Annotated in this window: 23 protein-coding genes; all 23 read left to right on the top strand. The window is 39.1% G+C overall.

Features of this window, described 5'->3' with window-relative positions:
- Positions 1 to 54 precede the first annotated feature (54 nt).
- A complete protein-coding gene (locus BM000_RS09510) occupies positions 55 to 291 on the top strand; it encodes a YlmC/YmxH family sporulation protein (RefSeq protein ID WP_091497347.1) in 237 nt (78 codons plus the stop codon).
- Between the two features lie 311 nt (positions 292 to 602).
- The gene (dpsA, locus tag BM000_RS09505; protein ID WP_091497344.1) at positions 603 to 1,481 is read left to right on the top strand and encodes a dipicolinate synthase subunit DpsA; all 879 of its coding nucleotides are present in this window, start codon (positions 603 to 605) and stop codon (positions 1,479 to 1,481) included.
- Positions 1,482 to 1,500: 19 nt separating this feature from the next.
- Positions 1,501 to 2,085: a dipicolinate synthase subunit B gene (locus BM000_RS09500; RefSeq protein WP_091497341.1), complete on the top strand. Its 585-nt coding sequence runs from the start codon at positions 1,501 to 1,503 to the stop codon at positions 2,083 to 2,085.
- 144 nt (positions 2,086 to 2,229) lie between these two features.
- The gene (locus BM000_RS09495; protein WP_091497339.1) at positions 2,230 to 3,276 is read left to right on the top strand and encodes an aspartate-semialdehyde dehydrogenase; all 1,047 of its coding nucleotides are present in this window, start codon (positions 2,230 to 2,232) and stop codon (positions 3,274 to 3,276) included.
- A 14-nt stretch (positions 3,277 to 3,290) separates the two neighbouring features.
- Positions 3,291 to 4,520, top strand: coding sequence for an aspartate kinase (gene dapG, locus BM000_RS09490; RefSeq protein ID WP_091497336.1), 1,230 nt, complete (start codon positions 3,291 to 3,293; stop codon positions 4,518 to 4,520).
- A gap of 32 nt (positions 4,521 to 4,552) precedes the next feature.
- Positions 4,553 to 5,413, top strand: a complete 861-nt coding sequence (gene dapA, locus BM000_RS09485) for a 4-hydroxy-tetrahydrodipicolinate synthase (protein WP_091497334.1) — start codon at positions 4,553 to 4,555, stop codon at positions 5,411 to 5,413.
- Positions 5,414 to 5,566: 153 nt separating this feature from the next.
- Positions 5,567 to 7,837 carry an FtsK/SpoIIIE family DNA translocase gene (locus BM000_RS09480; protein ID WP_091497331.1) on the top strand — a complete coding sequence of 757 codons (2,271 nt, stop codon included), beginning with the start codon at positions 5,567 to 5,569 and terminating at the stop codon, positions 7,835 to 7,837.
- A 125-nt stretch (positions 7,838 to 7,962) separates the two neighbouring features.
- Entirely contained in the window at positions 7,963 to 8,688 is a 726-nt protein-coding gene (locus BM000_RS09475; RefSeq protein WP_091497327.1) for a GntR family transcriptional regulator, read from the top strand.
- Between the two features lie 85 nt (positions 8,689 to 8,773).
- Complete coding sequence (locus BM000_RS09470; protein WP_091497325.1) at positions 8,774 to 9,913, top strand: BMP family lipoprotein; 1,140 nt, start codon at positions 8,774 to 8,776, stop codon at positions 9,911 to 9,913.
- Between the two features lie 454 nt (positions 9,914 to 10,367).
- Entirely contained in the window at positions 10,368 to 11,879 is a 1,512-nt protein-coding gene (locus BM000_RS09465; RefSeq protein ID WP_091497671.1) for an ABC transporter ATP-binding protein, read from the top strand.
- Positions 11,879 to 12,925, top strand: a complete 1,047-nt coding sequence (locus tag BM000_RS09460) for an ABC transporter permease (protein ID WP_091497322.1) — start codon at positions 11,879 to 11,881, stop codon at positions 12,923 to 12,925. The genes BM000_RS09465 and BM000_RS09460 overlap by 1 nt, the downstream gene beginning before the upstream one ends.
- Position 12,926: 1 nt before the next feature.
- A complete protein-coding gene (locus tag BM000_RS09455; protein ID WP_177178263.1) occupies positions 12,927 to 13,886 on the top strand; it encodes an ABC transporter permease in 960 nt (319 codons plus the stop codon).
- A gap of 301 nt (positions 13,887 to 14,187) precedes the next feature.
- A complete protein-coding gene (yfmF, locus tag BM000_RS09450) occupies positions 14,188 to 15,471 on the top strand; it encodes an EF-P 5-aminopentanol modification-associated protein YfmF (RefSeq protein WP_091497320.1) in 1,284 nt (427 codons plus the stop codon).
- On the top strand, positions 15,471 to 16,757 hold the full coding sequence (gene yfmH, locus BM000_RS09445) for an EF-P 5-aminopentanol modification-associated protein YfmH (protein WP_091497317.1): 1,287 nt from the start codon (positions 15,471 to 15,473) through the stop codon (positions 16,755 to 16,757). Before yfmF ends, yfmH begins: the two co-directional genes overlap by 1 nt.
- Before the next feature lie 4 nt (positions 16,758 to 16,761).
- Positions 16,762 to 17,481, top strand: coding sequence for an elongation factor P 5-aminopentanone reductase (gene ymfI, locus BM000_RS09440; protein ID WP_091497315.1), 720 nt, complete (start codon positions 16,762 to 16,764; stop codon positions 17,479 to 17,481).
- A 134-nt stretch (positions 17,482 to 17,615) separates the two neighbouring features.
- Complete coding sequence (locus tag BM000_RS09435) at positions 17,616 to 18,503, top strand: helix-turn-helix domain-containing protein (RefSeq protein WP_091497312.1); 888 nt, start codon at positions 17,616 to 17,618, stop codon at positions 18,501 to 18,503.
- 131 nt (positions 18,504 to 18,634) lie between these two features.
- Positions 18,635 to 19,213, top strand: a complete 579-nt coding sequence (gene pgsA / locus BM000_RS09430) for a CDP-diacylglycerol--glycerol-3-phosphate 3-phosphatidyltransferase (RefSeq protein WP_091497310.1) — start codon at positions 18,635 to 18,637, stop codon at positions 19,211 to 19,213.
- Positions 19,214 to 20,464 carry a competence/damage-inducible protein A gene (locus BM000_RS09425; protein WP_091497307.1) on the top strand — a complete coding sequence of 417 codons (1,251 nt, stop codon included), beginning with the start codon at positions 19,214 to 19,216 and terminating at the stop codon, positions 20,462 to 20,464.
- 151 nt (positions 20,465 to 20,615) lie between these two features.
- A complete protein-coding gene (gene recA, locus BM000_RS09420) occupies positions 20,616 to 21,650 on the top strand; it encodes a recombinase RecA (RefSeq protein ID WP_091497303.1) in 1,035 nt (344 codons plus the stop codon).
- A 432-nt stretch (positions 21,651 to 22,082) separates the two neighbouring features.
- The gene (gene rny, locus BM000_RS09415) at positions 22,083 to 23,657 is read left to right on the top strand and encodes a ribonuclease Y (protein ID WP_091497301.1); all 1,575 of its coding nucleotides are present in this window, start codon (positions 22,083 to 22,085) and stop codon (positions 23,655 to 23,657) included.
- 406 nt (positions 23,658 to 24,063) lie between these two features.
- Positions 24,064 to 24,861 (top strand): TIGR00282 family metallophosphoesterase, encoded by a 798-nt coding sequence (locus tag BM000_RS09410; RefSeq protein ID WP_091497298.1) that lies wholly within the window; start codon positions 24,064 to 24,066, stop codon positions 24,859 to 24,861.
- An 85-nt stretch (positions 24,862 to 24,946) separates the two neighbouring features.
- Positions 24,947 to 25,207, top strand: coding sequence for a stage V sporulation protein S (locus BM000_RS09405; RefSeq protein ID WP_091497296.1), 261 nt, complete (start codon positions 24,947 to 24,949; stop codon positions 25,205 to 25,207).
- A gap of 438 nt (positions 25,208 to 25,645) precedes the next feature.
- Positions 25,646 to 26,572: a dipeptidase gene (locus tag BM000_RS09400; protein ID WP_091497293.1), complete on the top strand. Its 927-nt coding sequence runs from the start codon at positions 25,646 to 25,648 to the stop codon at positions 26,570 to 26,572.
- The last annotated feature ends 35 nt before the right edge of the window (positions 26,573 to 26,607 follow it).

Genomic DNA, 26,607 nt, shown 5'->3' with positions numbered 1-26,607 from the left:
TGTGAGCAATGTTCAGTACCTCTGTTCATATAATCAACTAAGGAGGTATGTGCCATGCGTTATCGTGATCTAAGTAGTAAAGAAATAGTTAATTTAGAGGATGGTTCTCGACTAGGTGTGCTCGGACAGACCGATTTAGAACTTGATCCAAAAACTGGACAAATTCACGCGTTTCTTGTGCCGAGCTATCGGATGTTTGGTATTAAGCGTGATCAAACAGAAACAACAATTAGGTGGGCACAGATTAAAAAAATAGGTAAGGATACGATTATTGTCCAGCGAACAAATTAATAGCTATTCTCAAACAGGCTAACCTCTTGGGTTAGTCTTTTTTATCTAGTAGATAATATGGCCATTACCACAGTCTAACAATTGGTTGACTTTACGAATTGTCCTGTAATAAGCAATCATTGGCTTGTTCTTTGTCTCCCGCCAGTCGTTTTGTTGCTAAATAGGAAATTATTCTTTAAACTAATTAGCTTAAACTGATGTTAACCCAATTCAATTAAGGAGTTGCACTGTCTTATCCAGCTGACATAAGATAAAGGGAGATAACCATTTGGAGTGGTGTCATTTTTAAAAGAAATGGAAGTGAGCGGAGCGTGAGTAAAAGGTTAGAGATCGCCGTTATTGGTGGAGATGCACGGTATTTAGAATTAATAAAGAAATTAACCTATTCTGAGAAATACACCATACATTTAATTGGATATGATCAGCTTGATCCTGGTTACTTTAGCGTTAATTATACTGATTTATCAGCAATTAACCCTGAAGAACTTGCAGCCGTTATTTTGCCAATTACAGGTGTGAGTGAAAATGGAGAAATAAATCCCGTTTTTTCAAATCAACTTATTACATTCCCCGAGGATTGGTTTAGTCAGCTTGCAGATGCCTGCTTTGTATTTACTGGAATAACAACACCGTTCCTTGATGACCAGGTTAAGCAACATGCCATTAGACTTGTTGCGCTTATGGATCGAGATGATGTTGCTATCTATAATGCAATTCCAACTGCAGAAGGTACGGTTATGCTAGCAATACAACATATGAATATAACCATTCACGAAGCGCAGGTCGTTATTTTAGGATTAGGGCGTGTTGGTCTAATTGTTGCTGATCGATTTGCTAAACTTGGGGCAAAAGTTGCCGTTGGCGTAAGAAAAACAAGAGATATAGCCAAAGCAAATGCACTCGGCTTTATCGGATTTCACCTTGGCGATTTATTGGCATATACTGAAAAGTGTGATCTATTGATTAATACCATTCCAGTTCTTGTCGTTAATAAGTCACATTTAAACACCTTAAAAACTGACGCTACCATTATTGATTTAGCCTCAAAACCTGGCGGGGTAGATTTCGACTATGCCGCAAAAAGAGGGTTAAATACGATCCATGCCCTAGGACTCCCTGCTAAAGTAGCGCCAAAAACAGCAGGGGAGATACTAGCTAACGTGATTGATCAATTGATTGCAGAACACTAGGAGAAAGAAGGTTGATTAAATCATGGTAAAGGGGAGAAAAATTGGCTTTGGCATAACAGGCTCACATTGCACATATGACCAAGTGTTCCCGATTCTAGAAATCTTAGTTGAGCGGGAAGCGGATGTTATTCCAGTGGTTTCATTTACCGTTCAAAAAACAGATACACGCTTTGGTGAGGCACAGCGACATTTAGAAAGGTTTGAAGCTATTACAGGTCATAAGCCTGTTACGACAATTGAGGCGGCCGAGAAGTTTGGTCCAGCTAATCCAGTTGATTGTATGGTAGTTGCGCCTCTAACGGGTAATTCATTAAGTAAACTAGCAAATGCTATTACAGACACGCCAGTCCTGATGGCGACTAAGGCTACATTACGAAATCAAGGACCCGTTGTATTAGCGATATCCACTAATGATGCTCTTGGCCTTAACGGTACTAACCTCATGCGTTTGATGGCTACAAAGGGAATCTTTTTTGTCCCATTTGGTCAAGATCAACCGTTTAGTAAGCCCAATTCGTTAGTTGCCAAAATGGATTTCTTACCAGATACAATTGAAGCAGCACTTCAGATGAAGCAGTTCCAACCAGTCATTACCACCTACTAATTAGAATCATAAAGATGTGTATAATAAATTCACAAATAAAGCGCATTTTCGCAAAAATATCTAACGACGGTTATCCTCTTCTTCACAAGAATATGTTAAAATAGAGATTGCACATTTAATTAGCTTGTGGAGAGGGGTTTTTTTATGTCTAACCAGAAAACTTATCATGTAGCTGTTGTCGGTGCTACAGGTGCAGTTGGCCAAAAAATGCTAGAAACGCTTGAAATAAAGAATTTTCCAATAAAGAAGCTTAAGCTTTTGTCATCTAGCCGATCAGCTGGAACAAAACTTAAATATAAGGATGACATTTACACAGTCGAAGAAGCAACACCAGAAAGCTTTGAAGGTGTGGATATCGCATTATTTTCTGCCGGTGGTTCGGTATCAAAGCGATTTGCTCCAGAGGCAGTTAAAAGGGGAGCGGTTGTAATTGATAATACCAGTGCATTTCGCATGGATGAAGATGTGCCACTTGTTGTCCCAGAAGTGAATGAAGAAGATATTCAATTGCATAAAGGTATTATTGCCAATCCTAATTGCTCCACCATTCAAATGGTAGCTGCTCTAAAGCCGCTTGATAAAAAATATGATTTAAAACGTGTTATTGTCTCAACCTATCAGGCCGTTTCTGGTGCTGGTACTGAGGCGGTGAATGAGTTAAAGGATCAAGCACAGGCTTTTTTAGCTGGTGAGGATCTTACTGCTAATCTTTTACCCGTTAAAGGGGAACCAAATCATTATCCGATTGCCTTTAATGCGCTTCCTCAAATTGATGTTTTTCAAGAAAATGGCTATACCTATGAAGAAATGAAAATGATTAATGAGACAAAAAAAATCTTGCATAAAAACAGCTTAAATGTTGCAGCTACTTGTGTGCGTTTGCCGTTTTTTACGTCTCATGCCGAAAGTGTTTATGTTGAGCTGGGCAAATCAGACCTTTCAGTCTCAGTCATTCAAGAAGAATTAGCTAAAGCGAATGGCGTGACATTAAAGGATGATCCTACTCAGCAGGTTTACCCAACTCCATTAGATGCAGCAGGTTTACCAGATGTATTTGTTGGGCGCATTCGAAAAGACCTTGATCATGATAACGGCTTTCATTTATGGATTGTCTCAGATAACCTATTAAAAGGAGCGGCTTGGAATTCCGTCCAAATAGCCGAGTCTTTAGTTAAACATAACTGGCTTTAATATGAGGTGAAGTGATGGATATTTTAGTGCAGAAATTTGGTGGCACGTCAGTAAAAAATAAAGAAACACGTAAAAGTGCCATTAAACATATTCATGCAGCTAAACGAGAAGGTTATAAAATTATCTGTGTTGTATCTGCAATAGGTCGATCGCCAGATCCTTATGCTACTGATTCGTTATTGGGCTTAGTCGATCATCCTAATTCGCATATCTCTGCACGCGAGCATGATTTATTGCTTTCTTGTGGTGAGATTATCTCAGCCATTGTTTTTTCAAATGAATTAAAAACTTCAGGTCTGAAGTCAACCGCATTAACAGGCGCTCAAGCAGGCTTTGTAACCACTGAGGACCATGGCTGTGCAAAGATTAAGGCGATGGAAGTTGAACGACTGCTTGACGAATTATTTGTTAATGATGTCGTAGTTGTCGCGGGTTTTCAGGGTCAAACGATTGATGGTGAGACAACCACTTTAGGACGAGGTGGAAGTGATACCTCCGCCGCGGCACTTGGTGCGGCTGTTGATGCGAAATTTATCGATATTTTTACTGATGTTGAAGGTATTATGACCGCAGATCCACGCGTTGTAAAGGAAGCGCAACTATTAGATGTCGTCACCTACAATGAAATTTGTAATTTAGCTTATCAAGGTGCGAAGGTCATTCACCCACGTGCAGTTGAGATTGCCATGCAAGCAAAGATACCATTACGTGTGCGTTCGACTGAACAAGACCATGTGGGAACATTGGTGACATCCTCTGTTGCTGAGGTGAAAGGAAAAGAAATTCCCGACCGGTTAATTACTGGAATTGCTCATATGGCGGGCATTACTCAAGTAAGAATTGCAGCAACTGATCAAGCTGACGTTCTGCATGCAGGTGTATTTAAAGCGATGGCAGAGGCAGGTATTTCTGTCGATTTTATCAACATTTTCCCTAATGATGTTGTCTATACCATTCCTGAAGTTTATAGTGAAAAGGCAGCTCAACTTCTAAATGAATTAGGCTATCAACCCAAATTTAACCACGACTGTGCTAAAGTATCAATCGTAGGTGCTGGAATGACTGGTGTTCCAGGTGTAACAGCGAAAATTGTCGACAGTTTAACCAATCGAGGTATTCAAATCTTGCAATCAGCGGATAGTCATACGACAATATGGGTACTCATTCACAATAAAGACCTAGTTCCAGCAATAAATGCACTACATGACGCATTTCAATTAAACAATCAAATGACCAGAATATAATAATAGCTATAAACGAAGGGAGATTTACGTTCATGTTTTTTGGCAAATTATTAACCGCCATGGTTACCCCTTTTAATGAACACGATCAAATAGACTTTGAAAAAGTGACAGCGTTGATGAACCATTTAATTGAGAATGGCTCAGACGGTCTTGTCGTTGCGGGTACTACAGGAGAGTCACCAACACTTACCCATGATGAAAAAATTGCATTATTTAAGCATACGGTTAAAATAGCAAATGGGAAATACCCTATTATTGCTGGGACTGGCTCAAACAACACGAGAGAAACCATTCAACTTACCAAAGAAGCGGAAGCGATTGGGGTTGATGCTGTTCTATTAGTATCACCTTACTATAATAAGCCTGATCAGGCTGGTCTATATCAGCATTTCCTTGCTGTTGCGGAAGCCACTGCTTTACCGATCATGTTATACAACATTCCTGGAAGAACAATGGTTCACCTGACAGTTGAGACAATCGTTGCCTTATCTAAAATCGACAATATTGTCTCTGTGAAAGAATCAAGTGGTAATCTGGATACCATTTCAGAAATTATTGATCTTACAGATGAACAGTTTACTGTTTATAGTGGAGATGATAGCCTAACCTTGCCGCTAAAAGCGATTGGTGCCGATGGTGTTGTCTCAGTGTCCTCTCATATCGTTGGTAATGAGATGAAAGCAATGCTAGATGCGTTTGATCATGGTGATGTCAAGCGTGCATCAGCTATTCACCGGGAGCTACTGCCAATTATGCGAGGTCTTTTTATGGCACCTTCACCAGCCCCTGTAAAAGCTGCCCTTAGAATGAAAGGGATTGATACTGGCAGTGTTCGTTTGCCACTTGTAAACGTAAGCGAAGTCGAAGAACAATTTATTAAAGGTTTATTGTAATAGCAGAGTGCAATATCTTATCTAGGATATTGTACTCTTTTCATTATAGAATCTATGTAAAATTATTTTAAAAGTCCGTACCTTTAAATTCAAAATGGTGATGACAACTATGCTATAATAATGGCACGCAAGTGAAAGTAAGGAGGTAGTTACATGGCTAGAAAAAAAGCAAGACGCAAATCAAAAAACAACAAGCGATCAAATCTATTAATATATGAATTATACGGGATTCTATTTGTGTTACTAGCGATCTTTGGTAGTGGTGCAGGCTCGATTAGTGATGGGTTAATTCCGTTTTGGCTAGAAAGCAGCTTTCGCTTTTTCCTTGGTTTTTGGTATATGGTATTGTCATTAATTTTTTTATGCCTCGGTATATATATGATAATCAAACGGAAGCTACCGAACCTAAAGAGTAGAAAATTATTGGGCCTTTTAATTATTCTATTAGCTTTTTTATTAATTAGTCATATTGATCAATACCGTGTCTTCCTTGATGGTCCTGAACGTATTTCAATTCTACGTCAAACATGGTTACACTTCTCCTTATATCTTGATGGGCAAATCAGTGCGATTGCTACTGGAGGAGGAATGGTGGGTGCGTTGATCTATACTTTTACATATGTGCTCTTTTCAACTACCGGCTCAATGTTTTTAGCTGGCTTTATGATCATTATCGGCTTTCTTTTCTTAACAAACCTCTCCATTGGGGATATCTTAGCGAAACAGTTTGATCAGTTAAAAAAGCTGACAAGCAAATTTAAAAGCAATACTCGAAAGAAGAGACGCGTTAAGAAGCAATCGGTTCCACAGATTAAAGATGATGCTGTCGAAGAAGAACTTGCCCCTGCGTATGATGAAGCGCCAGTTATTGAAGCCTTCACTGAAATTGCTTATGCAGAGCCATTTGATAAAGAAGAGCAGGCACAGGAAAAGGACAAGCAGATGGTTGAGAGTGGGGAGCAAGAAGTGCCATTACAAGTAACTGCGATGTCTGAACTAGAGAACGTTGATTACCAGTTACCACCGCTCAAGTTGTTAAATGAAGGAAGCAATAAAAAACAACAACAAGCACGGGGCCAAATTCAATCGGTGGTAAGAAAGCTAGAAACGACATTTAATAGCTTTGGTGTTAAAGCCAAGGTGACACGTGTCCATGTCGGTCCTGCTGTAACAAAGTATGAAATCTATCCCGAGGCTGGCGTTAAGGTAAGCAAGATTGTTAGCTTGCATGATGATCTGGCTTTAGCACTTGCTGCTAAGGATATTCGGATTGAAGCCCCAATACCAGGGAAATCAGCTGTCGGGATAGAAGTACCAAATGATGAGGTATCAATGGTGTCCTTACGAGAAGTGTTTGAATCAAAGCAAGCGAAGGAAAGTTCAATTCTCTCTTTTGTATTAGGCAGGGACATCTCAGGTGATGCAGTGGTTGCCGAGTTAAACAAAATGCCTCACTTATTAGTAGCGGGTGCAACAGGCAGTGGTAAAAGTGTTTGTATTAATGGTATTATTACCAGTATTTTAATGAAAGCTAAGCCACATGAAGTAAAAATGATGATGATTGACCCTAAAAAAGTTGAGCTGAACGTTTATAACGGTATTCCGCATTTATTAGCTCCAGTAGTGACTGATCCTAAAAAAGCTGCCCAAGCTTTAAAAAAAGTTGTGGCAGAGATGGAAAGACGTTATGAGCTATTCTCAGATACGGGTAATCGTAATATTGAGGGCTACAACAATTACGTGCGCCGCTTTAACGAAACAACAGGCGAAGAAGAACAGCAGCCGCTGTTGCCGTATATTGTCGTGTTAGTTGATGAGTTAGCCGATTTAATGATGGTGGCTTCTAACGAGGTAGAAGATGCGATAACTAGATTAGCGCAAATGGCACGGGCAGCTGGTATTCATTTAATTATTGCCACCCAACGGCCATCAGTCGATGTTATTACTGGTGTTATCAAGGCGAATATTCCGTCTCGTATTGCCTTTAGCGTCTCTTCACAAACTGATTCTCGGACAATTCTTGATGGTGGTGGTGCTGAAAAGCTATTAGGTAGAGGAGACATGCTCTTCCTTCCGGTAGGTGCGTCAAAGCCAACCCGGATTCAGGGTGCTTTTCTATCTGATGAAGAGGTTGAGAAGGTTGTTGATCACTGTATTGAGCAACAAAAGGCTCATTATCAAGAGGAAATGATTCCTGATGAGATTGAAACCAGTACTTCTGCCCCAGATGATGCGTTGTTTGATGATGCGGTGCAAATGATTATTGAATTGCAAAGTGCTAGTGTCTCAATGTTGCAACGCCGCTTTAGAATTGGCTACACACGTGCTGCTAGACTAATTGATATGATGGAGGACCGTGGTATAGTTGGCCCATACGAAGGATCCAAGCCAAGAACGGTTCTTATCACCGAATATTCTGATTAATAATACTTTTCAAATTGCTTTATTTCAAGGTTTTTGTCTAATTTTCTGTTTATTTATTAATAGGAAAATGGTATATTGTTAGTGACCAATTATTTCGATTTAAAAATACTGGGGGATATGTTTAAATGGAGATCGAACAAAGTGAGAACGATCTATTTAAAGAAACGCTTTCTAAGGTGCGACATGATATTAATCAAGGACTTTATCCGCCAAACGAAAAGCTGCACCCTCTTTATGAATTGGCGACAATTTATCAAGTGTCTCGTACGATAATGGAAGCTGTTGTTGATCAGTTAGTTGAAGAGAACAGGGTAACAAGACGGTTGGGAATAGGGGTGTTTGTAAACCCTAAACCTATCTATTCATCTGGAATTGAAGAATTAGGTAGTGTATCTGAAATGATTCGTCGTGCAGGAAAGGTGCCTGGAACACAGTATGTTGCTGCAGAGGTCGTTGAGCCAACTGCAAATGATCAAGCTAACTTTAATACGTTAGCGATTAAAAGTATAGCTAGAATTGAACGTGTTCGTACAGCAGACGGCGATCCAGTTGTCTATTGTATTGACAAGGTGGACAATGATCTTGTCCCAATTGGTCAAATACATAGTCAAAACTCTATTTTTAAATTGATAGAGGAATTTACCAATAAACACATTCAATATGCTCATACTGCGATTGAACCAATTGGCTTTCATGAGAAAATTTCAGCAATTCTAAATTGTCGACCAGATCAGCCTTTGCTATTATTACGACAAATGCACTATACAGCAGATAATCAACCGATTTTGTATTCAGCTAATTATTTTCGACATGATGTCTTCCAGTTTCATGTTGTACGTAAGCGCATGTAAATGAGCGAATTTGTAAAGACTAGGGTTATTCTCCAGTTTAATTAAACTGGACAGGTCAAACTATTAACATTTTGGGGGTATTAAATTGAAGAACAAATTACTACTTATGTTAGTTGCATTGTTTGCAGCGGTATTAGTCCTAGGCGCATGTGGGACTTCTGATGATGAAGATACAACAGGTGATGATACACCTGAAACAGAAACAGATGGTGGTTCTGAAGAAGAGCCTGAAGATGAAACAGAAGGCATTGGCGATTTCTCTGTTGCAATGGTAACAGACGAGGGTGGTGTTGATGACCGTTCATTTAACCAATCGGCTTGGGAAGGACTTCAAGCATTTGGTGCTGAGCATAATGTTGAGCGTGGAGCAACTGGCTTTGATTACGCTCAATCCACTGATGCAGCAGATTTCCTACCAAACCTAAATGGATTAGTACAACAAGATTTTAATTTAATTTTTGGTATTGGCTTCCTATTAGAAGATGCGATTACTGAGGTTGCAGCTAACTTCCCAGATCGTCAATTCGGTCTTGTCGATTCTGTTGCTGCAGGTGATAACGTAGCAAGTATTACTTTTGCTGAGGAGCAAGGCTCTTTCCTTGTTGGTGTTGCAGCAGCGTTAGCTACTGAAACAGACCAAGTTGGTTTTATTGGTGGAGTAACAAGTGACTTAATTAAACGCTTTGAAACTGGTTTTGTTGCTGGTGTAAAAGCAGTAAATCCTGATATTGATGTACGTGTTGAATATGCTGAATCATTTAGTGATGACCAAATGGGTCGTTCTTTAGCGAACAGTATGTATAGCTCTGGCATTGATGTTATTTATCATGCTGCTGGTGCAGTTGGCCTAGGTGTGTTTACAGAAGCAAGAAATAGAATTGAAAATGATCCAGAAGCTGGCGTTTGGGTAATTGGCGTTGACCGTGATCAATACGATCAAGGGCAACAGGGTGATCATAATGTAACGTTAACGTCAATGGTTAAACGTGTTGATGTTGCTGTCCATGAAGTAGCAAACATGGCATTAGCTGGCAACTTCCCTGGTGGCGAGCAAGTTATCTTTGGTCTTGAAGAAGATGCAATTGGTGTTGCGGATACAAATACAGAAGCATTCACTGACGAAATTGCAACTGCTGTAGAAGAGTGGAAGCAACGTATTCTTGATGGAGAAATTGACGTTCCACAAACTGATGATGAATTAGAAGCTTATTTAGAAGCTCTTTAATTTATCCTGATTTACTGATTAAAGGCACACTTTATTTGAAAAAGGCTGGGACATAACTAAATATTGAAACTGGGTATCCGAACATTCTGACTCAGCGTAGGTAAAATACGTAGACTCCAGTGGGAACAGCACGGGCTGAGGATCCACTGTGTGAAGTGTCTTTCTTCACACAGTTAGCCGAAGCCGTGCCCACGGAAAGCGAAGTGTTTTACCGAAGCGCTATATGTTTTCAAACATAATGTTCGGATTTTCCTTATCTAATTACGCTTTTGACCCGCTCTTTTTCTTTTTAGCAAAAAACAAGCATTAGGGGAGTTGTGTGTTAGGTTGTAATGCTTTATAGAGTAAATTTGAAAAGTCTTTAAATGAAGGGCCGTGACTCTCCCCTCTTCATTTGATGATTTTTCTATCTTGTAATCAAGGAGTGAAGTAAGTGGATAATTATGTTATTGAAATGCTTAATATCCGTAAAGAATTCCCCGGAATTGTTGCGAACAATAATATTAATCTCCAAGTTAAAAAAGGTGAAATACATGCGCTACTAGGAGAAAATGGTGCCGGTAAATCAACTTTAATGAATGTTCTTTTTGGTCTTTATCAGCCAGAAAAAGGTGAGATTAAGGTGAATGGTAAAGCTGTCAAAATTACTGACCCTAATGTAGCTAATCGCTTAGGAATTGGGATGGTACATCAGCACTTTATGCTTGTCGATACCTTTACTGTTGCTCAAAATATTATTTTGGGCAGCGAGCCTAAAAAGAATGGCGTATTGGTAGATTTAAAAAAGGCTGAAAAAGAGATTGCTGAGCTTTCAGAGCAATATGGTCTTCGGGTCGATCCTAAGGCAAAGATTCGTGATATTTCAGTCGGGATGCAGCAAAGAGCAGAAATCTTAAAAACACTCTATCGTGGGTCCGATATTATTATTCTTGATGAACCGACTGCTGTGTTAACGCCACAAGAGATTAAAGAGCTTATCGGAATTATGAAGTCACTTGTTACAGAAGGTATTTCAATTATTTTAATTACCCACAAGCTAAAGGAGATTATGGAAGCCTGTGATCGCTGTACGGTTATACGGAAGGGTGAAGGTATTGGCACAGTCAATGTTAATGAGACAAATGTTGATGAGCTTGCTTCATTAATGGTTGGTAGAGAAATTAACTTTAAAACAGAAAAAACAGCGGCAAAACCCGAGGATATCGTGCTCTCTGTTAAGCAATTAGAGGTTAAAGATTCTCGGCAAGCTTTGATGGTCAAAGGACTTGATCTTGATATTCGTGCTGGTGAGATTGTTGGAATTGCCGGGGTTGATGGCAATGGTCAAACAGAGCTTATTGAAGCAATTACTGGCTTACGTAAAACAGAATCTGGCGATGTCTTTTTAAATAACAAGAAGATTACCGGTCTCTCTACCCGAAAGGTGACAGAGCTAGGTGTTGCGCATATTCCACAGGATCGTCATAAATTTGGTCTTGTGTTAGATTTTCCGATTGGCGAAAATATGGTTTTGCAAACGTATTATCAAAAACCTTTTTCAAATAATAAAGTATTATCGTTTAGAAAAATCTATGAGTATGCTGAGAAATTAATTGAAGACTATGATGTTCGAACACCAAGCTCTAAGACGAAGGCAAGAGGTTTATCGGGTGGTAATCAGCAAAAAGCAATTATAGCGCGGGAAGTAGACCGCTCACCCGATCTTTTAATCGCCGTCCAACCAACTAGAGGCTTAGACGTTGGTGCGATTGAGAATATTCATAACCGTCTTATTAAAGAACGTGATAAAGGGCGCGCAGTGTTACTCGTTTCTTTCGAGTTAGATGAAATAATTAATGTCAGTGATCGGATTGCCGTCATGTTTGATGGTAGGATTGTTGCTGATGTGAAACCTGGTGAAACAAACGAGCAAGAACTTGGCTTACTAATGGCTGGGAGCACTAAAGAGAAGGCAGGTGAAGCCTAATGTTTTCAAATCGTTTATTTAATATTGTTGTTCCGATTGTATCCGTTCTTCTCGGACTCATCGTCGGTGCAATTATTATGCTTTTCTTTGGGTATAATCCGATTGAAGGTTATCTGGCGTTGTGGAATGGTGCCTTTGGTAACATGTATTTTTTTGGTGAGACCATTCGTCAAACCATCCCATTAATTTTAACAGGCTTAGCTGTTGCCTTTGCCTTTAGAACAGGGCTCTTTAATATTGGTGCTGAAGGTCAAGTATTTGTCGGCTGGGTGAGTGCTGTTTGGGTTGGAATTAGCTTTGATTTACCTGCAATTATTCACTTACCATTAGCTATTCTTGTCGCTGCATTTGCTGGTGCATTATGGGGATTCATACCTGGTTTTCTAAAAGCAACACGTGGTGTACACGAAGTCATTGTCACCATTATGTTGAACTACACCGCGCTTTATTCCAGCAATTATTTAATTCGTAATGTTCTTTCAGAGGGAGGCGACCGAACAGAGCCAATTGCGGAAACGGCTTCGCTCAGAACAGCTTGGTTATCGGAAACATTTGGTTATTCACAGGTCCACTGGGGGTTCGTCGTCGCTATTCTAATGGCAGTCTTAATGTGGTTCTTACTTGAAAAGACTACCTATGGTTATGAATTACGGGCGGTAGGCTTTAATGAGCATGCAGCTAATTACGCCGGTATAAGTGTAAAAAAGAGTATTATTGTCTCAATGATGATTTCTGGTGCCTTTGCTGGAATTGCCGGAGCTATGGAGGGACTCGGAACATTTCGTTACATTTATACCCATGCTTCCTTTACTAATCTCGGCTTTGACGGTATTGCTGTTGCCTTACTTGGTGCCAACACTGCGCTAGGGTCATCGCTAGCCGCTCTTTTGTTTGGTTCACTAAAAGTAGGTTCGCTGAGAATGCCACCACTCTCTGGTGTGCCTTCTGAACTTGTTGAGATTGTCATTGCTGTTATCATTTTCTTTGTCGCATCTAGTTATTTGATTCGTTGGGTGACCCTACGATTGAAAAAGGGGGAGAAGTAAAATGCAGATTATTGATTTATTACAGTCAATGATGCCGATGGTCTTGTTTTATTCTGCTCCATTGATTTTCACTGCATTAGGTGGCGTTTTTAGTGAGCGCTCTGGTGTTGTTAATATTGGATTAGAGGGGTTAATGGTTATCGGAGCCTTTGCTGGGATAACCTTTAACCTAGGCTTTGCCGATACATTTGGTTCGCTGACACCTTGGCTATCCTTAGTAGTGGCTGCCATTGTTGCTGGTATATTTTCAATTATCCATGCCGTTGCTGCCGTATCATTACGGGCTGACCAAGTGGTAAGTGGTGTAGCCATTAATATGATGGCAATCGGTATCGGTGTTTTCCTTACCCGTGAATGGTATGGAAAAGGACAAACAGATTCAATTATCGAACCGTTCTATACAAGAACGATTCCTGTCCTGTCTGATATTCCAATTATTGGTGATATGTTCTTTAGGGGAACTTACTATACGTCCTATGTTGCCATTGGCTTTGCCATTATTGCTTGGTTTGTTCTGTACAAAACACCATTTGGCTTACAACTACGCTCAGTTGGTGAGCATCCAATGGCGGCTGATACCAATGGAATTAATGTTACTAAAATACGTTATATTGCGGTTATCCTGTCAGGAATGTTAGCTGGTATTGGTGGCGCTACCTATGCCTTAACGATATCACTCAGCTTTGGGGCTGCAACGATTTCTGGTCAGGGCTTTATGGCTTTGGCAGCTGTTATCTTTGGCAAATGGCATCCGTTAGGCGCAATGGGAGCAGCTGTTTTCTTTGGCTTTGCACAAAGCTTAAGCATCGTCGGTCGGAGTTTCCCATTTCTACAAAACGTACCGACTGTTTACCTGATCATTGCGCCATATGTGCTAACTATTTTGGCATTAGCAGGCTTTATTGGTCGTGCTGAAGCGCCAAAAGCAAATGGCGTACCTTATATTAAGGGTAGTAGATAAACAAAATGAGTTAAATAGACTGGGACATAACTAAATATTGAAACAGGGTATCCGAACATTCTGATTTACCGAAGCGCTATACGCTTTCAGACATAATGTTCGGATTTTTCTTATCTAATTACTCTTTTGTCCCAGTCTCTTATTGTTGTTCGTTCTTATGTGCCAGTTGCATAATAATGTATGTACCGAAGCTGATAAGTTGTGGCAATTGTTTCCTATCATTATTTAGTGTAAACTATTGTTGTATTGTTTAAATCCGGACATATTAATAAGAAATAAAGTAAGCTTTAGGAGGCTATTTATGTTAGAGCTAGAAGAGCGTATTATAAAAAAAGAAGGTTATAATTTACATATTGTAAATAGTAAAAAATTTAAAACCATTCATGTTACGGCAAAGTTTTCCGCACCATTAAATCGGGAAGATGTAACTAAACGAGCGTTACTTCCATTTGTGCTGCAGCAAGGAACAGAAACTTATCCTAGCTCACATGCTTTTAGACGTGCGCTGGATGATTTATATGGCTCAATTTTTTCAATTGATGGGTCAAAAAAAGGAGAGGCACATGTCTTAACAGCACGCCTGAGTCTTGCAAATCCGACATACCTATCTGAAAACAATTCGATTTTAGAGAAAGGGCTGTTATTTTTTCAAGAGGCTTTGTTTAAACCAAAAAAAGTTAACGGTAGCTTTGACAAGAAAATAGTTGATAAAGAGAAGCAGACACTGCGACAGAAAATTGAGGCATTGACAGATGACAAAATGCAATATGCTAATACACGTTTAATTGATGAAATGTGTCAGGATGAGCCATATCAGTTACATGTTTATGGTTATCCTGAGGATTTACCTGCATTAACTGCAGATCAGCTATTTCACTACTATCAGCAAGTTACCCAGACAGATAACTGTGATCTTTATATTCTAGGCGATCTTGAAGAGATTGATGTTGAACGATTAATTGGTAATAAGTTCGATCGCAAAGGTAGTGATCAAGCACCACCGATCGAAATATCAGATGAAATGAAAGTAGTTGAGCCTAAGGAAGTTATTGAAGAACAAAAGCTACAACAAGGCAAGCTTCATTTTGGATATCGTACTTATACAACCTATGCCAGCGATTCGTATGCCGCATTACAAGTATTTAACGCCATTTTCGGTGGGTTTCCGAGCTCTAAATTATTTATTAATGTTCGCGAAAAGAATAGCTTAGCTTATTATGCTGCCTCCAGGTTTGAAAGTCATAAGGGCTTATTATTTGTTTTTAGTGGCATTGCACCAAACGACTTTGATAAGGCGAAAGCGATTATTTTTGAGCAGATGCAGGCAATGAAAGATGGCGACTTTTCAGCCGAGCAAATTGAAGAAGCAAAGCGTTTAATAACGAATCAATATAAGGAAGCTTTAGATGATCCGTTTGGGATAATAGAGGTTCTTTACAATCAATATTTTGCTCAATCTAAGCGGTCAATTCAAGCTTTTATTGAAGAAATTAGTGCAGTAGCTCACGATGATATTGTGGCTGTTGCGAACAAGATAGAACTAGATACAACATACTTTTTAACTGCAAAAGGAGTTGACCGATAATGGAGAAGATCGTATACGAACAAATAAAAGAGACCGTTTATCGTGATACATTACCCAACGGTTTACAGGTCATCCTTGTACCGAAGCCGGAAATGACACAAACATATGGTGTATTTACGACCGATTATGGTTCTATTGATCAAACCTTTATTCCAATTGGCTCAGATGAAAAAATAACTGTACCTGATGGAATTGCTCATTTTCTTGAACATAAGTTATTTGAAAAAGAGGATCGTGATGTCTTTCAAGACTTTACTAAAATAGGAGCATCAGCAAATGCCTTTACCTCTTTTACTAAAACAGCCTATCTATTTTCAGCAACCTCGGACATTAATAAAAATGTAGAAATTTTACTTGATTTTGTTCAGGCACCTTATTTTTCAGATCAATCAGTAGAAAAGGAAAAAGGGATCATTGCCCAAGAAATTCAAATGTATGATGACCAACCTGATTGGCGCTCTTTCTTTGGTGTCATTTCAGCAATGTATCAGGAACATCCGGTTAAAATTGATATTGCCGGTACGGTTGAATCCATCCAAGCCATTACAAAGGAAGATTTATATACCTGTTACCATACTTTTTACCATCCATCGAATATGGTCTTTACCCTAGTCGGCCAATTTGAGCCTGAGCAAATGATTGCGCGTATACAAGCCAATCAAGCAGCTAAAGATTTTGAGCAATTAAACGAATTAAAGCGCTTCTATCCGAATGAACCGCAGTCCGTATCGGTAAAAGAGGCACAAATTGAAATGCCAGTTGCTGTACCGCGCTGTATGGTTGGCATTAAAGAAACACCTCAACGTGATCCGAGATCATTTATTGAAGATGAGTTACTTGCTGAAATGATACTTGATTATTTTTATTCGAAATCGGGTGATTATTATCAAGAGCTGTATGATCTCGATTTAATAGATGGCAGTATTGGTTTTGAAACAGAACGGCAAAAACAATTTGCTTTCTCAATTATTGGCGGTAATTCGAGTAAGCCAGACGAGTTTGCGGAAAAAGTAAAAGAACAGCTTCAAACTTTTGCATTATATAAGCTTTCAGCTAAAGATTTTGACAGAATGAAGCGAAAGATGATCGGTGATTTATTGCGTGATATGAATAGTGTATCTGATATTGCCAATCAAGTTAGCCAATATCATATCATGGAGATTGATTACTTTGAACTCCTACCGATTTTAGAGCAGTTAACAGTAGAGAAGGCCAATCATTTCTTGAATAGTTGGGTAAGTACTGATAATGTTGCTGTTTTTAAGATTAAACCTGCCAAGGAATAAGTAAATGGATAAACATGCATTAGTCATTGGCGCAAGTGGAGAGATCGGTGGAGCAATTGCCAACACCCTAGTAGAGGATGGCTTCACGCTTTCTCTGCAGTATTTTCAAAACAAAGCAGCAATCACTGAGTTAATTCAGCAGCTCCCAGCGGAATCGGTACTAGAAGTTATTCAGGCAGACTTATCAACGCTTTCTGGTATTAATCAATTTAAACAACAACTCTCCTTCTCTCCGACCGCATTAATATTTGCCCAAGGGCAGGGGCATTACGGCTTATTTCAAGATACAAGTACAAGAACAATGGATGCACTGTACAACGTCCATGTTCGAGCAATGTGGGAGATAAGTCAACAGTCGCTAACAGCTATGGTTACAAAGCAAAAAGGAGATATTATTGTGATCTCATCTATCTGGGGCGAGCATGGTGCAAGTAATGAAGTGCTTTATTCTTCGGTTAAAGGCGCTCAGCTTGCTTTTGTGAAGGCACTTGCTAAGGAAGTCGCATCAAATCAAGTTCATGTTAATGCCATATTACCAGGCTTTATCGACACGAAGATGAATCAAGCATTTAATATAGATGAGAGGGCACAATTGTTACAGGATATTCCGGCACGTGAATTTGGCTCGCCAAAAAATATTGCTGATTTAGTAACTTTTTTATTAAGAAAAGAGTCTAATTATATAAATGGTGCATGTATAAAGCTTTCAGGTGGTTGGATGTAATTAAAAATTCGACAATTTTAGTTATTCTTCTTTATTTCTCTTTTCTAAAAAGGGAAAATCATATATGATTAGTTTAGTATACTGAGATTGATTAAGTGAAGTGACATTGATTATTTAAACGGATGGTGTTTTAGATGCAAATTGGTGAAAAATTAAAAGAGGCACGCTTAGAAAAGGGACTTACACTCGACGATGTCCAGCGTTTGACAAAGATCCAAACGCGTCATCTCGTTGCGATTGAAAAGAATGAGTTTTCAATTATCCCAGGAAGCTTTTATGTCCGTGCGTTCATAAAGGAATATGCAGCTGTTCTAGATTTGGATGCACAAGAGCTCTTGCAAGAGCATGCAGGGGAACTTCCTGCTCCAGATCAAGAAAATACAATCGAATATTCACGTATGCAAAGAACAAGAGGACAGTCATCGTCTTCAAAAACATCACCGTTAGCCTCATTGCTTCCTACTATTTTTGTTGTCATTTTGATCCTCGGTGTTCTTTTCTTTATTTACAGAGTTGCGTTAATGCCGAGTGAGACAGATAATGGATCGAACAATGGTCAGGGTCAGACAGAAAATAGTCCTGATGAAGTTTCGCTTCCTCCTGACGAAGGCAACGAAGGTGACAATAATGAAGAGGAAGAGGAGCCCGATCCTGATTCCGAAGACTTAGAACAAGCAGATTTAGATGAGGACAGCATAGAGCAGTTGTCTTTTGAAAACAATGAATCCACCTTTTTGTTTGAAACAGATCAAGAGGAGATTGTTCTGACGGTTGATACAACCGGTAGTAACTGGTTAGAGATTGAGGATGCAAGTGGCGAACGTTTATTTTATGAAACGCTTCAAGCTAGTACAGCTCCGCAAACCTTTGTCATATCAGATGAAGCTTTTGTTTATTTGCGATTTGGTGAGCCTGGAACGATTTCCTTAGCCATTAATGATTTAGATATTGAATTATCGAGTGAGATTGCTCCAACAGCAGTTCAACGGCTCTGGATATATATAAACGATGCTCCTCAATAACAAAACAGTTGCAATAAAAACCCTTCTCATCACATGGTGGGAAGGGTTTACTGTCATGAATTCGAATGAAAATTTGTAGAGCAGCGTAATCTTAAATTGTACATAATAATCTCGGAAGGATGTTTTTTAATTTGAATATACCTAATCGTATTACGTTATCTAGAATTATGATTATTCCTGTTTTTATCTTAATTCTTACCCTATCACTTGATTGGGGACAACTTATTATTGGCGAATCATCATTGCCCATAACCCACCTTGTTGCAGCTATTCTTTTTATTGTCGCTTCAGGAACCGATTGGGTTGACGGCTATTATGCTCGCAAGTTTAATCTTGTCACCAATTTAGGAAAGTTCTTAGACCCAATGGCAGATAAGCTTCTTGTAACGGCAGCTTACATTCTGTTAATTGAACTCGGAATTGTCCCTGCATGGATTGTCATTATTATTCTATCCAGGGAGTTTGCAGTTACAGGATTACGGCTCGTTGCGGCCGGTGGGGGAATCGTGCTAGCTGCTGGACAATTAGGCAAGTGGAAAACAACCTTTCAACTATTGTCCATTTCCTTTTTATTGCTGCATGACTTTCCCTTCTCTTACTTGAATTGGCCAGTTGGTCAAGTATTGTTATACTTGGCGCTCATTCTAACTGTTATATCAGGTGTTGATTACTTTATCAAAAATTGGGCAGTGATGAAGGAGTCTAACTAAATGAAAGCAATTAATGCTGAGATAATTGGCGTTGGCACTGAGCTGCTGCTTGGACAGATTTCCAATACAAATGCACAATGGCTTTCGGAGCAATTAGCTACAAAAGGTATTGGTGTTTATTATCATCATGTGGTTGGAGACAATCACAAGAGGCTACTTGATGTTTTTAAGCTCGCTGCCCGACGCTCTGACCTTGTTTTTGTAACGGGAGGTTTAGGACCAACTGATGATGATTTGACTCGCGAAACTTTGGCAGAATTTGTTGGTAAACCTCTATGTCAGAATGAGCAGGCATTAGCTGATTTAGAATATTTCTTTAAGCGCACCGATCGCGATATGACCGAAAATAATTTAAAGCAGACAATGGTAATTGAAGGTGCTCAGATTATTCGTAATCATGCTGGCACTGCACCAGGAATGATTGTTCCGTTTCAAGACTGTCATTTTATTATTATGCCTGGTGTGCCCAATGAAATGAAGACAATGATGAAGGAGCAGATTCTTCCCTCTTTATCAGAAATGCTAAAATTACATGATGTCATTGTTTCAAGAATGGTTAAATTTATTGGGATAGGCGAGTCACAGCTTGAGATGCGCGTCAAGCCATTAATTGATCAACAAAGTAACCCAACTATTGCCCCGTTAGCTACAGAAGGGGAAGTGGCATTAAGAGTCACTGCTAAAGCACATACAAAGCTAGAGGCAGACGAGCTTATTAATCAGACGCTTGCTCAGATTAATGATTACGTAGGTGAATATATTTATGGTTATGACGAAGAGTCCATAAGTGATGTTATCGTCAAATGGTTATCTGAGCATCACAAAACGCTGGCAGCGGCGGAAAGCTTAACAGGTGGCCGTTTTGCAGATGCTTTCGTTTCTGTTCTTGGTGCTGGCCATGTTTTTAATGGAAGTTTAGTGAGCTATACTGCTGATGCAAAAGCAGGTGCGTTAGGTGTCCAACAGGCGACGATTGATCGAGAGGGCATGGTTAGTAAACAATGTGCTTATGAAATGGCTAAAAGAGCAAAAGAACTTTTTAATGCTAGTTATGGTATTAGCTTCACTGGGGTAGCTGGTCCTGATCCACTAGAAGGCAAAGAGGTAGGAACCGTTTATATCTGTTTGTATACTGATTCAGATAATTATATCATTGAACAGTTTTCATTCCCAAAAAGTAGAGAAATTGTCCGTAATCGCTCAGTAAAAAAGGGTTTACAATTAATTTATGATAAATTAATTCGGCAATAAATTATTGTTATTTTTATTTGAATGATCAAAAACTTAATTTTCTCAAATATAACAGCCTTAAAAAAATAAGAACATTTATTCGGTTTTTGCTTGTTTCTTTTCTGAAAAAAAGGTATGATAAGGTTAGCTGATATTTAGAGGAGGAATTTGTGTGAGTGATCGAAAACAAGCCTTAGACATGGCTTTAAAATCTATAGAAAAGCAGTTTGGCAAAGGATCAATTATGAAGCTTGGGGAGCAAGCCGAACAGAAAATTGCAACAGTTTCAAGTGGTTCATTAGCATTGGATGTTGCTTTAGGTGTAGGGGGTTATCCTAGAGGACGAGTCATTGAGATTTATGGCCCAGAATCCTCAGGTAAAACAACTGTTTCTTTACATGCGATAGCGGAATCACAAAAAAATGGTGGAACAGCTGCTTTTATTGATGCGGAGCATGCGCTAGATCCTGTATATGCACGTAAGCTCGGCGTTAATGTTGATGAATTGCTGTTATCTCAACCGGATACTGGTGAACAAGCATTGGAGATTGCGGAAGCATTAGTCCGAAGTGGTGCGGTTGATATTGTTGTTATTGACTCAGTTGCAGCGCTTGTACCCAAAGCAGAGATTGAAGGAGAAATGGGCGATACTCACGTTGGTTTACAGGCTCGTCTTATGTCTCAAGCACTTCGTAAGCTTTCTGGTGCGATTAATAAATCTAAAACAACTGCTATTTTTATTAACCAAATCCGGGAAAAAGTCGGTGTTATGTTTGGTAACCCAGAAGTAACACCAGGTGGTCGTGCACTTAAGTTTTACTCCTCGGTACGTTTAGAAGTGCGTCGAGCAGAAGCAATTAAGCAAGGAAATGATATGGTAGGGAATCGGACGCGGATTAAAGTAGTAAAGAACAAGGTTGCACCGCCATTTAAGCAAGCAGAGGTTGATATTATGTATGGTGAAGGTATTTCTCGTGAAGGTGAAATGCTAGATATTGCATCTGACCTGGATATTGTCTTGAAGAGTGGTGCTTGGTATTCTTATAATGAAGAACGATTAGGACAAGGAAGAGAAAACTCTAAGCAATTCTTGAAAGAAAATGAGGATATTGCTAGTGAAATTTATCATGCTGTTCGACGTCACTATAATATGGATGAGTCAGGCGATGATGAACCTATTATAGATGAACTAATTAAGGACGAATAATAGTATTGGTTACAACAGATAGCTTTGGTGAGATATTTTCATAAGATTAAGCCTAAGCAAAAATGAGTCGACTTCTCGAGAAGCGGCTCTTTTTTATGATTGTATACAATTACTTACCTAACCAATGCTTTTTTGCAGACCAATATTTTTAGCTAAGAGTAAACCCCATTCAGCATTTACGTTGTTGAATAGGGTTTTTAATGGTGATGAAAAAGCTTTATTCAGCCCCATTTTAATGCTTAAAGGTAAAATACTAGAAAATAGCACGGATGATTTCTTGACATTGCGAATTGCCAACAGTAAAATTAGAGGTGTATAGTTTAATTTGAAAATTATACATCTTAAAATTAATGACGCATTATAATGGGTAAGACAAGTACATGCCGACTTAAAATTTTTTAAAAAAAATGAATAGCAAGAGGAGGTGAAACCATGGGCAATGTGGACTTTTTGGTTCTAGCCATCATCTCCATTTTAGCTACCCTAATCGTCGGTATTGTTGTTGGCTATCTGATTCGAAAATCTATTGCAGAGAAAAAGATTTCAAGTGCTGAAGAACTAGCTAAGCAGATCGTAGCTGAAGGGCATCGTAATGCAGAAGTAGCCAAGAAAGAAGCCTTACTTGAGGCAAAAGATGAAAATCATCGGCTACGTCAGCAAGCTGAACAGGAACTTCGTGAGCGTCGAGTAGAGATGCAGAAGCAAGAAAATCGTCTCATGCAAAAAGAGGAAAACCTTGATCGAAAAGACGAAACGTTAGATAAACGTGAACGTATGCAAGAGAAGAAGGAGAATTTATTAGCGGAAAAACAACAACAAATTGAAGAAATGGAAAGCAAAGTGGAGGCTATGTTGCAAGACCAACAAGCTGAACTGGAGCGCATTTCTGGTTATACATCGGAGCAAGCAAAACAAGTTATTTTAGAACGCGTTGAAAAAGAAGTTAGTCATGAATCAGCACTTATTATTAAAGAGGCAGAGAATCGAACCAAGGAAGAGGCAGATAAAAAGGCAAAGGAGATCTTATCCTTAGCCATGCAGCGTTGTGCTGCAGATCACGTGGCCGAAACAACGGTTTCAGTTGTCAATTTACCAAACGATGAAATGAAGGGTCGGATTATTGGGCGAGAGGGGCGCAATATTCGAACTTTAGAAACATTAACTGGTATTGATTTAATTATTGATGATACACCTGAAGCAGTTATTCTATCTGGTTTTGATCCCGTTCGTCGGGAGACAGCAAGAATTGCCTTAGAAAAGCTAGTGCAAGATGGTCGTATTCACCCGGCACGTATTGAAGAGATGGTTGACAAGTCAAGACGTGAAGTTGATGAATATATAAGAGAAGTAGGTGAACAAACAACATTTGAAGTGGGTGTTCACGGCCTGCATCCTGACTTAATTAAGATTCTTGGTCGTTTAAAGTACCGTACCAGCTACGGACAAAATGTCTTAAAGCACTCGATTGAGGTAGCCCATTTATCAGGTTTACTGGCATCAGAGCTTGGTCAAGACGTTACCCTAGCAAAACGGGCTGGATTGCTTCATGATATTGGTAAAGCAATTGACCATGAAGTTGAAGGAAGCCACGTTGAGATTGGTAAAGAATTGGCGGTTAAGTATAAGGAAAAAGAAGTTGTTATTAATTCAATTGCTTCTCACCACGGAGATGAAGAACCGACTTCAATTATTGCTGTGCTTGTTGCTGCTGCTGATGCTTTATCGGCTGCGCGACCTGGTGCCAGAAGTGAAACATTAGAAAATTATATTAAACGACTTGAAAAACTAGAAGAGATTTCAGAATCTTATGATGGTGTAGAAAAGTCATTTGCCATTCAAGCTGGTCGAGAAGTCAGAATTATGGTTAAGCCAGATGAAATTGACGATCTGGAAGCTGTTCGAATAGCACGAGATATTCGAAAGCGCATCGAGGATGAGTTGAATTTTCCAGGACACATTAAAGTTACCGTTATTCGTGAAACACGAGCAGTTGAATACGCAAAGTAAGATGACAAATAGAGGAGTGATCAAAAGTTTAACTTTTGTTTACTTCTCTTTTTTAATAACCACTAAACAGTTTTTCTTTTCAACGATAGGTAAAAAAGGTATGATGTAAAAGAATGATAGGGAATATAGTAGGCTACTGGAAAGAAAAGTGTAAGGCAAATTAATTAGACGTGCGCCGTTACCAAACGTCCTATTACTGTACTTTCGCTTTGTCTTAGTACACGTATTAGGCCTTTATTTTGGTCCATTTGTATACAGCGTTGGTCGCTCTACCTTTGAAACAGGTTTATTCCATTTTGATTAGTTAATTAAATCTAAAAAGTACTTTTGAAAGAAACATGTTTTTCTAATACAAACTATTATTTTAAGAGATTTGCTAGACGTTTATCGTAGAAGGAGTTAAAAGATGCGTATTTTATTTATTGGAGATATTGTAGGATCAATGGGGCGTGAGCAGCTGCAATCATATTTACCGAAATTAAAACAAAAATATCAACCTCAGCTTACCATTGTAAATGGGGAGAATGCTGCAGCGGGAAAAGGAATAACAGAAAAGATTTATAAGCAATTTTTAGATTGGGGAGCTGACATCTTAACAATGGGTAACCATACCTTTGATAAGAAGGAGATCTTTGATTTTATAGATGATGCCAAAAAAATGGTTAGGCCAGCAAATCTACCAGAAGGAACACCTGGGAAAGGCATAGCCTATGTCAATGTAAATGGAAATGAAGTAGCAATTATTAATTTACAGGGGCGGACTTTTCTCCCGCCAATTGACGATCCGTTTAGAATGGCTGATCAATTAGTAGAAGAGGCCAGCAAGCGTACGAACCTCATATTTGTTGATTTCCATGCGGAAGCCACTAGTGAAAAGCTTGCATTAGCTTGGTATTTAGATGGGCGCATTAGCGCATTAGTTGGCACACATACCCATGTGCAGACAACTGACAATCGTATTCTTGATCGAGGCACTGCCTATATCTCTGATGTCGGGATGACAGGACCCTATGATGGTATTATTGGGACAGATAGAGAGGCAGTTATTAAGAAATTCTTAACCCAGCTACCCGTTCGTTTTGAAACAGTAGCAAGTGGGAAAAGTCAACTAAGTGGTGTCATTATTGATATTGATGTAAAAACTGGACAATCAACAAAGATTAACCGATTATATTTTAATGACGAGCAGCCTTTTTTCAATTAACATTGACTGGAATTAAGCATATCAGAAAATTGATCAGAATATAGTAAAAGTGGAATGACTTTAGAAAACCAAGGAGGTAGCATAAGTGGACGTATTAAAAGTTTCAGCTAAATCAAACCCAAATTCAGTAGCAGGTGCTTTAGCAAATGTGTTACGTGAACGCGGCTCCGCAGAAATTCAAGCCATCGGTGCAGGTGCTTTGAATCAATCTGTAAAGGCGGTAGCGATTGCTCGGGGCTTTGTCGCGCCAAGTGGTGTAGATTTGATTTGCATTCCAGCTTTTACAGATATAAAAATTGATAATGAAGAGAGAACAGCTATTAAATTAATTGTCGAGCCAAGGTAAACCGTCAGGCTGGGAGATAACCGAATATCAAAACTGGGTATTTGAATATTCTGACCAAGCGCAGGTAAAATACGTAGACTCCAGTAGGAATAGCGCGAGCTGAGGATCCACTGTGTGAAGTGTTTTTCTTTACACAGTGGATGTTTTTTGACTAAATACATCACATCCTAGACTGTGATTACTCGTCCCACCAAAAACACTTGCGACAGCATCTAACTGAATGGCCCGAAGCCGTGTCCACGGCTGTATATGAAATGTTTGCAAAACCTAACTGACGAACAATCTGTGAGCCTAAAGATGGTCCGTACATGACCTTGGATGAAAGCGAAGTGTTTAACCAAAGCTCGCTATGTTTTCGAATATAATATGTGAATTTTTCTTACCTCATTATGCTTTTGGCCCACCCCATTTTCATATACTTTTAAAGGAGTGAATTTTATGGTGATTGATGGTCATTGTGATCTTTTATTTCAGTTGTGGAAATATAACTATGATGTAAACGGCAGTGCAAAGCTACAATTCGATTTAACTAAATGGCGTAACAGTCCTGTTCGAGTTCAAGCCTTTGCTATTTTTGTTCCAGAAGATGTCCCTGAACAGCTACAATTTAATGTGGCTTTGCAAATGGTCGATTTGTTTTATCGAAGAATTATTGAGCCTAACCACGATATTATTCATATAAAGTCAAGGTATGATTTAGATAAATTAGCAGATCATCAACGGGGAGCAATTTTGACGTTGGAAGGTTGTCATCCAATTGGACAGGATTTAAATAAGCTAATTAAGCTAGTTGACCTAGGTGTCAGAATTGTCGGATTAACTTGGAATAACAATAATGCAGTTGCAGACAGCATTGATGCACGTAACGGAAAAGGGTTGTCGGTATTTGGTAAGGAGGTTGTTCACTATTTAAATCAAGTAGGCGTTTGGACGGATGTTTCACATTTATCAATAAGAGGATTCTATGATGTCATTGAACTTGCTAAGTATGTGATGGCATCGCACAGTAATGCATTTTCTGTTTGTCAGCATCGCCGTAATCTCGATGATCAACAAATTGAGGCATTAATTGAATCTGATGGCTGGATAGGGATTACTTTTGTTCCGTTTTTTACGAAAATGACCGAACCAGTCGAAATTCCAGATCTTATTAAACATATTGACTACTTTCTAGAACGTGGTGCTGTTAATCAATTAGGCTTTGGCTCCGATTTTGACGGCATTACGACAACAATTAGAGGGCTGTCTTCAGTGCAGGATTATCATAACTTGTTAAATTATTTAGTGGAACGCTATGATCAAACTATCCTTGCCAAGATTAAGTATGAAAATTTCCACCGAAAATTTCCTGCAATCTCAGTTTAAATCATGCTTTTTTACACAAAAACGTTTGCTAACAT

Origin of the sequence: Amphibacillus marinus, from assembly GCF_900110345.1 — a bacterium.
GTDB classification, from domain to species: Bacteria; Bacillota; Bacilli; order Bacillales; family Amphibacillaceae; genus Amphibacillus_D; species Amphibacillus_D marinus.
The sequence above is the reverse complement of the archived record's forward strand: the minus strand, read 5'-3'. Positions and strand labels throughout refer to the sequence as shown.

Bases quoted from the DNA above. Each gene is read 5' to 3' on its own strand.
- BM000_RS09510 (WP_091497347.1), top strand. From the start codon at position 55: ATGCGTTATCGTGATCTAAGTAGTAAAGAAATAGTTAATTTAGAGGAT.
- BM000_RS09495 (WP_091497339.1), top strand. From the start codon at position 2,230: ATGTCTAACCAGAAAACTTATCATGTAGCTGTTGTCGGTGCTACAGGT.
- dapG (WP_091497336.1), top strand. From the start codon at position 3,291: ATGGATATTTTAGTGCAGAAATTTGGTGGCACGTCAGTAAAAAATAAA.
- dapA (WP_091497334.1), top strand. From the start codon at position 4,553: ATGTTTTTTGGCAAATTATTAACCGCCATGGTTACCCCTTTTAATGAA.
- BM000_RS09480 (WP_091497331.1), top strand. From the start codon at position 5,567: ATGGCTAGAAAAAAAGCAAGACGCAAATCAAAAAACAACAAGCGATCA.
- BM000_RS09475 (WP_091497327.1), top strand. From the start codon at position 7,963: ATGGAGATCGAACAAAGTGAGAACGATCTATTTAAAGAAACGCTTTCT.
- BM000_RS09465 (WP_091497671.1), top strand. From the start codon at position 10,368: ATGCTTAATATCCGTAAAGAATTCCCCGGAATTGTTGCGAACAATAAT.
- BM000_RS09460 (WP_091497322.1), top strand. From the start codon at position 11,879: ATGTTTTCAAATCGTTTATTTAATATTGTTGTTCCGATTGTATCCGTT.
- BM000_RS09455 (WP_177178263.1), top strand. From the start codon at position 12,927: ATGCAGATTATTGATTTATTACAGTCAATGATGCCGATGGTCTTGTTT.
- yfmF (WP_091497320.1), top strand. From the start codon at position 14,188: ATGTTAGAGCTAGAAGAGCGTATTATAAAAAAAGAAGGTTATAATTTA.
- yfmH (WP_091497317.1), top strand. From the start codon at position 15,471: ATGGAGAAGATCGTATACGAACAAATAAAAGAGACCGTTTATCGTGAT.
- ymfI (WP_091497315.1), top strand. From the start codon at position 16,762: ATGGATAAACATGCATTAGTCATTGGCGCAAGTGGAGAGATCGGTGGA.
- BM000_RS09435 (WP_091497312.1), top strand. From the start codon at position 17,616: ATGCAAATTGGTGAAAAATTAAAAGAGGCACGCTTAGAAAAGGGACTT.
- BM000_RS09425 (WP_091497307.1), top strand. From the start codon at position 19,214: ATGAAAGCAATTAATGCTGAGATAATTGGCGTTGGCACTGAGCTGCTG.
- rny (WP_091497301.1), top strand. From the start codon at position 22,083: ATGGGCAATGTGGACTTTTTGGTTCTAGCCATCATCTCCATTTTAGCT.
- BM000_RS09410 (WP_091497298.1), top strand. From the start codon at position 24,064: ATGCGTATTTTATTTATTGGAGATATTGTAGGATCAATGGGGCGTGAG.
- BM000_RS09400 (WP_091497293.1), top strand. From the start codon at position 25,646: ATGGTGATTGATGGTCATTGTGATCTTTTATTTCAGTTGTGGAAATAT.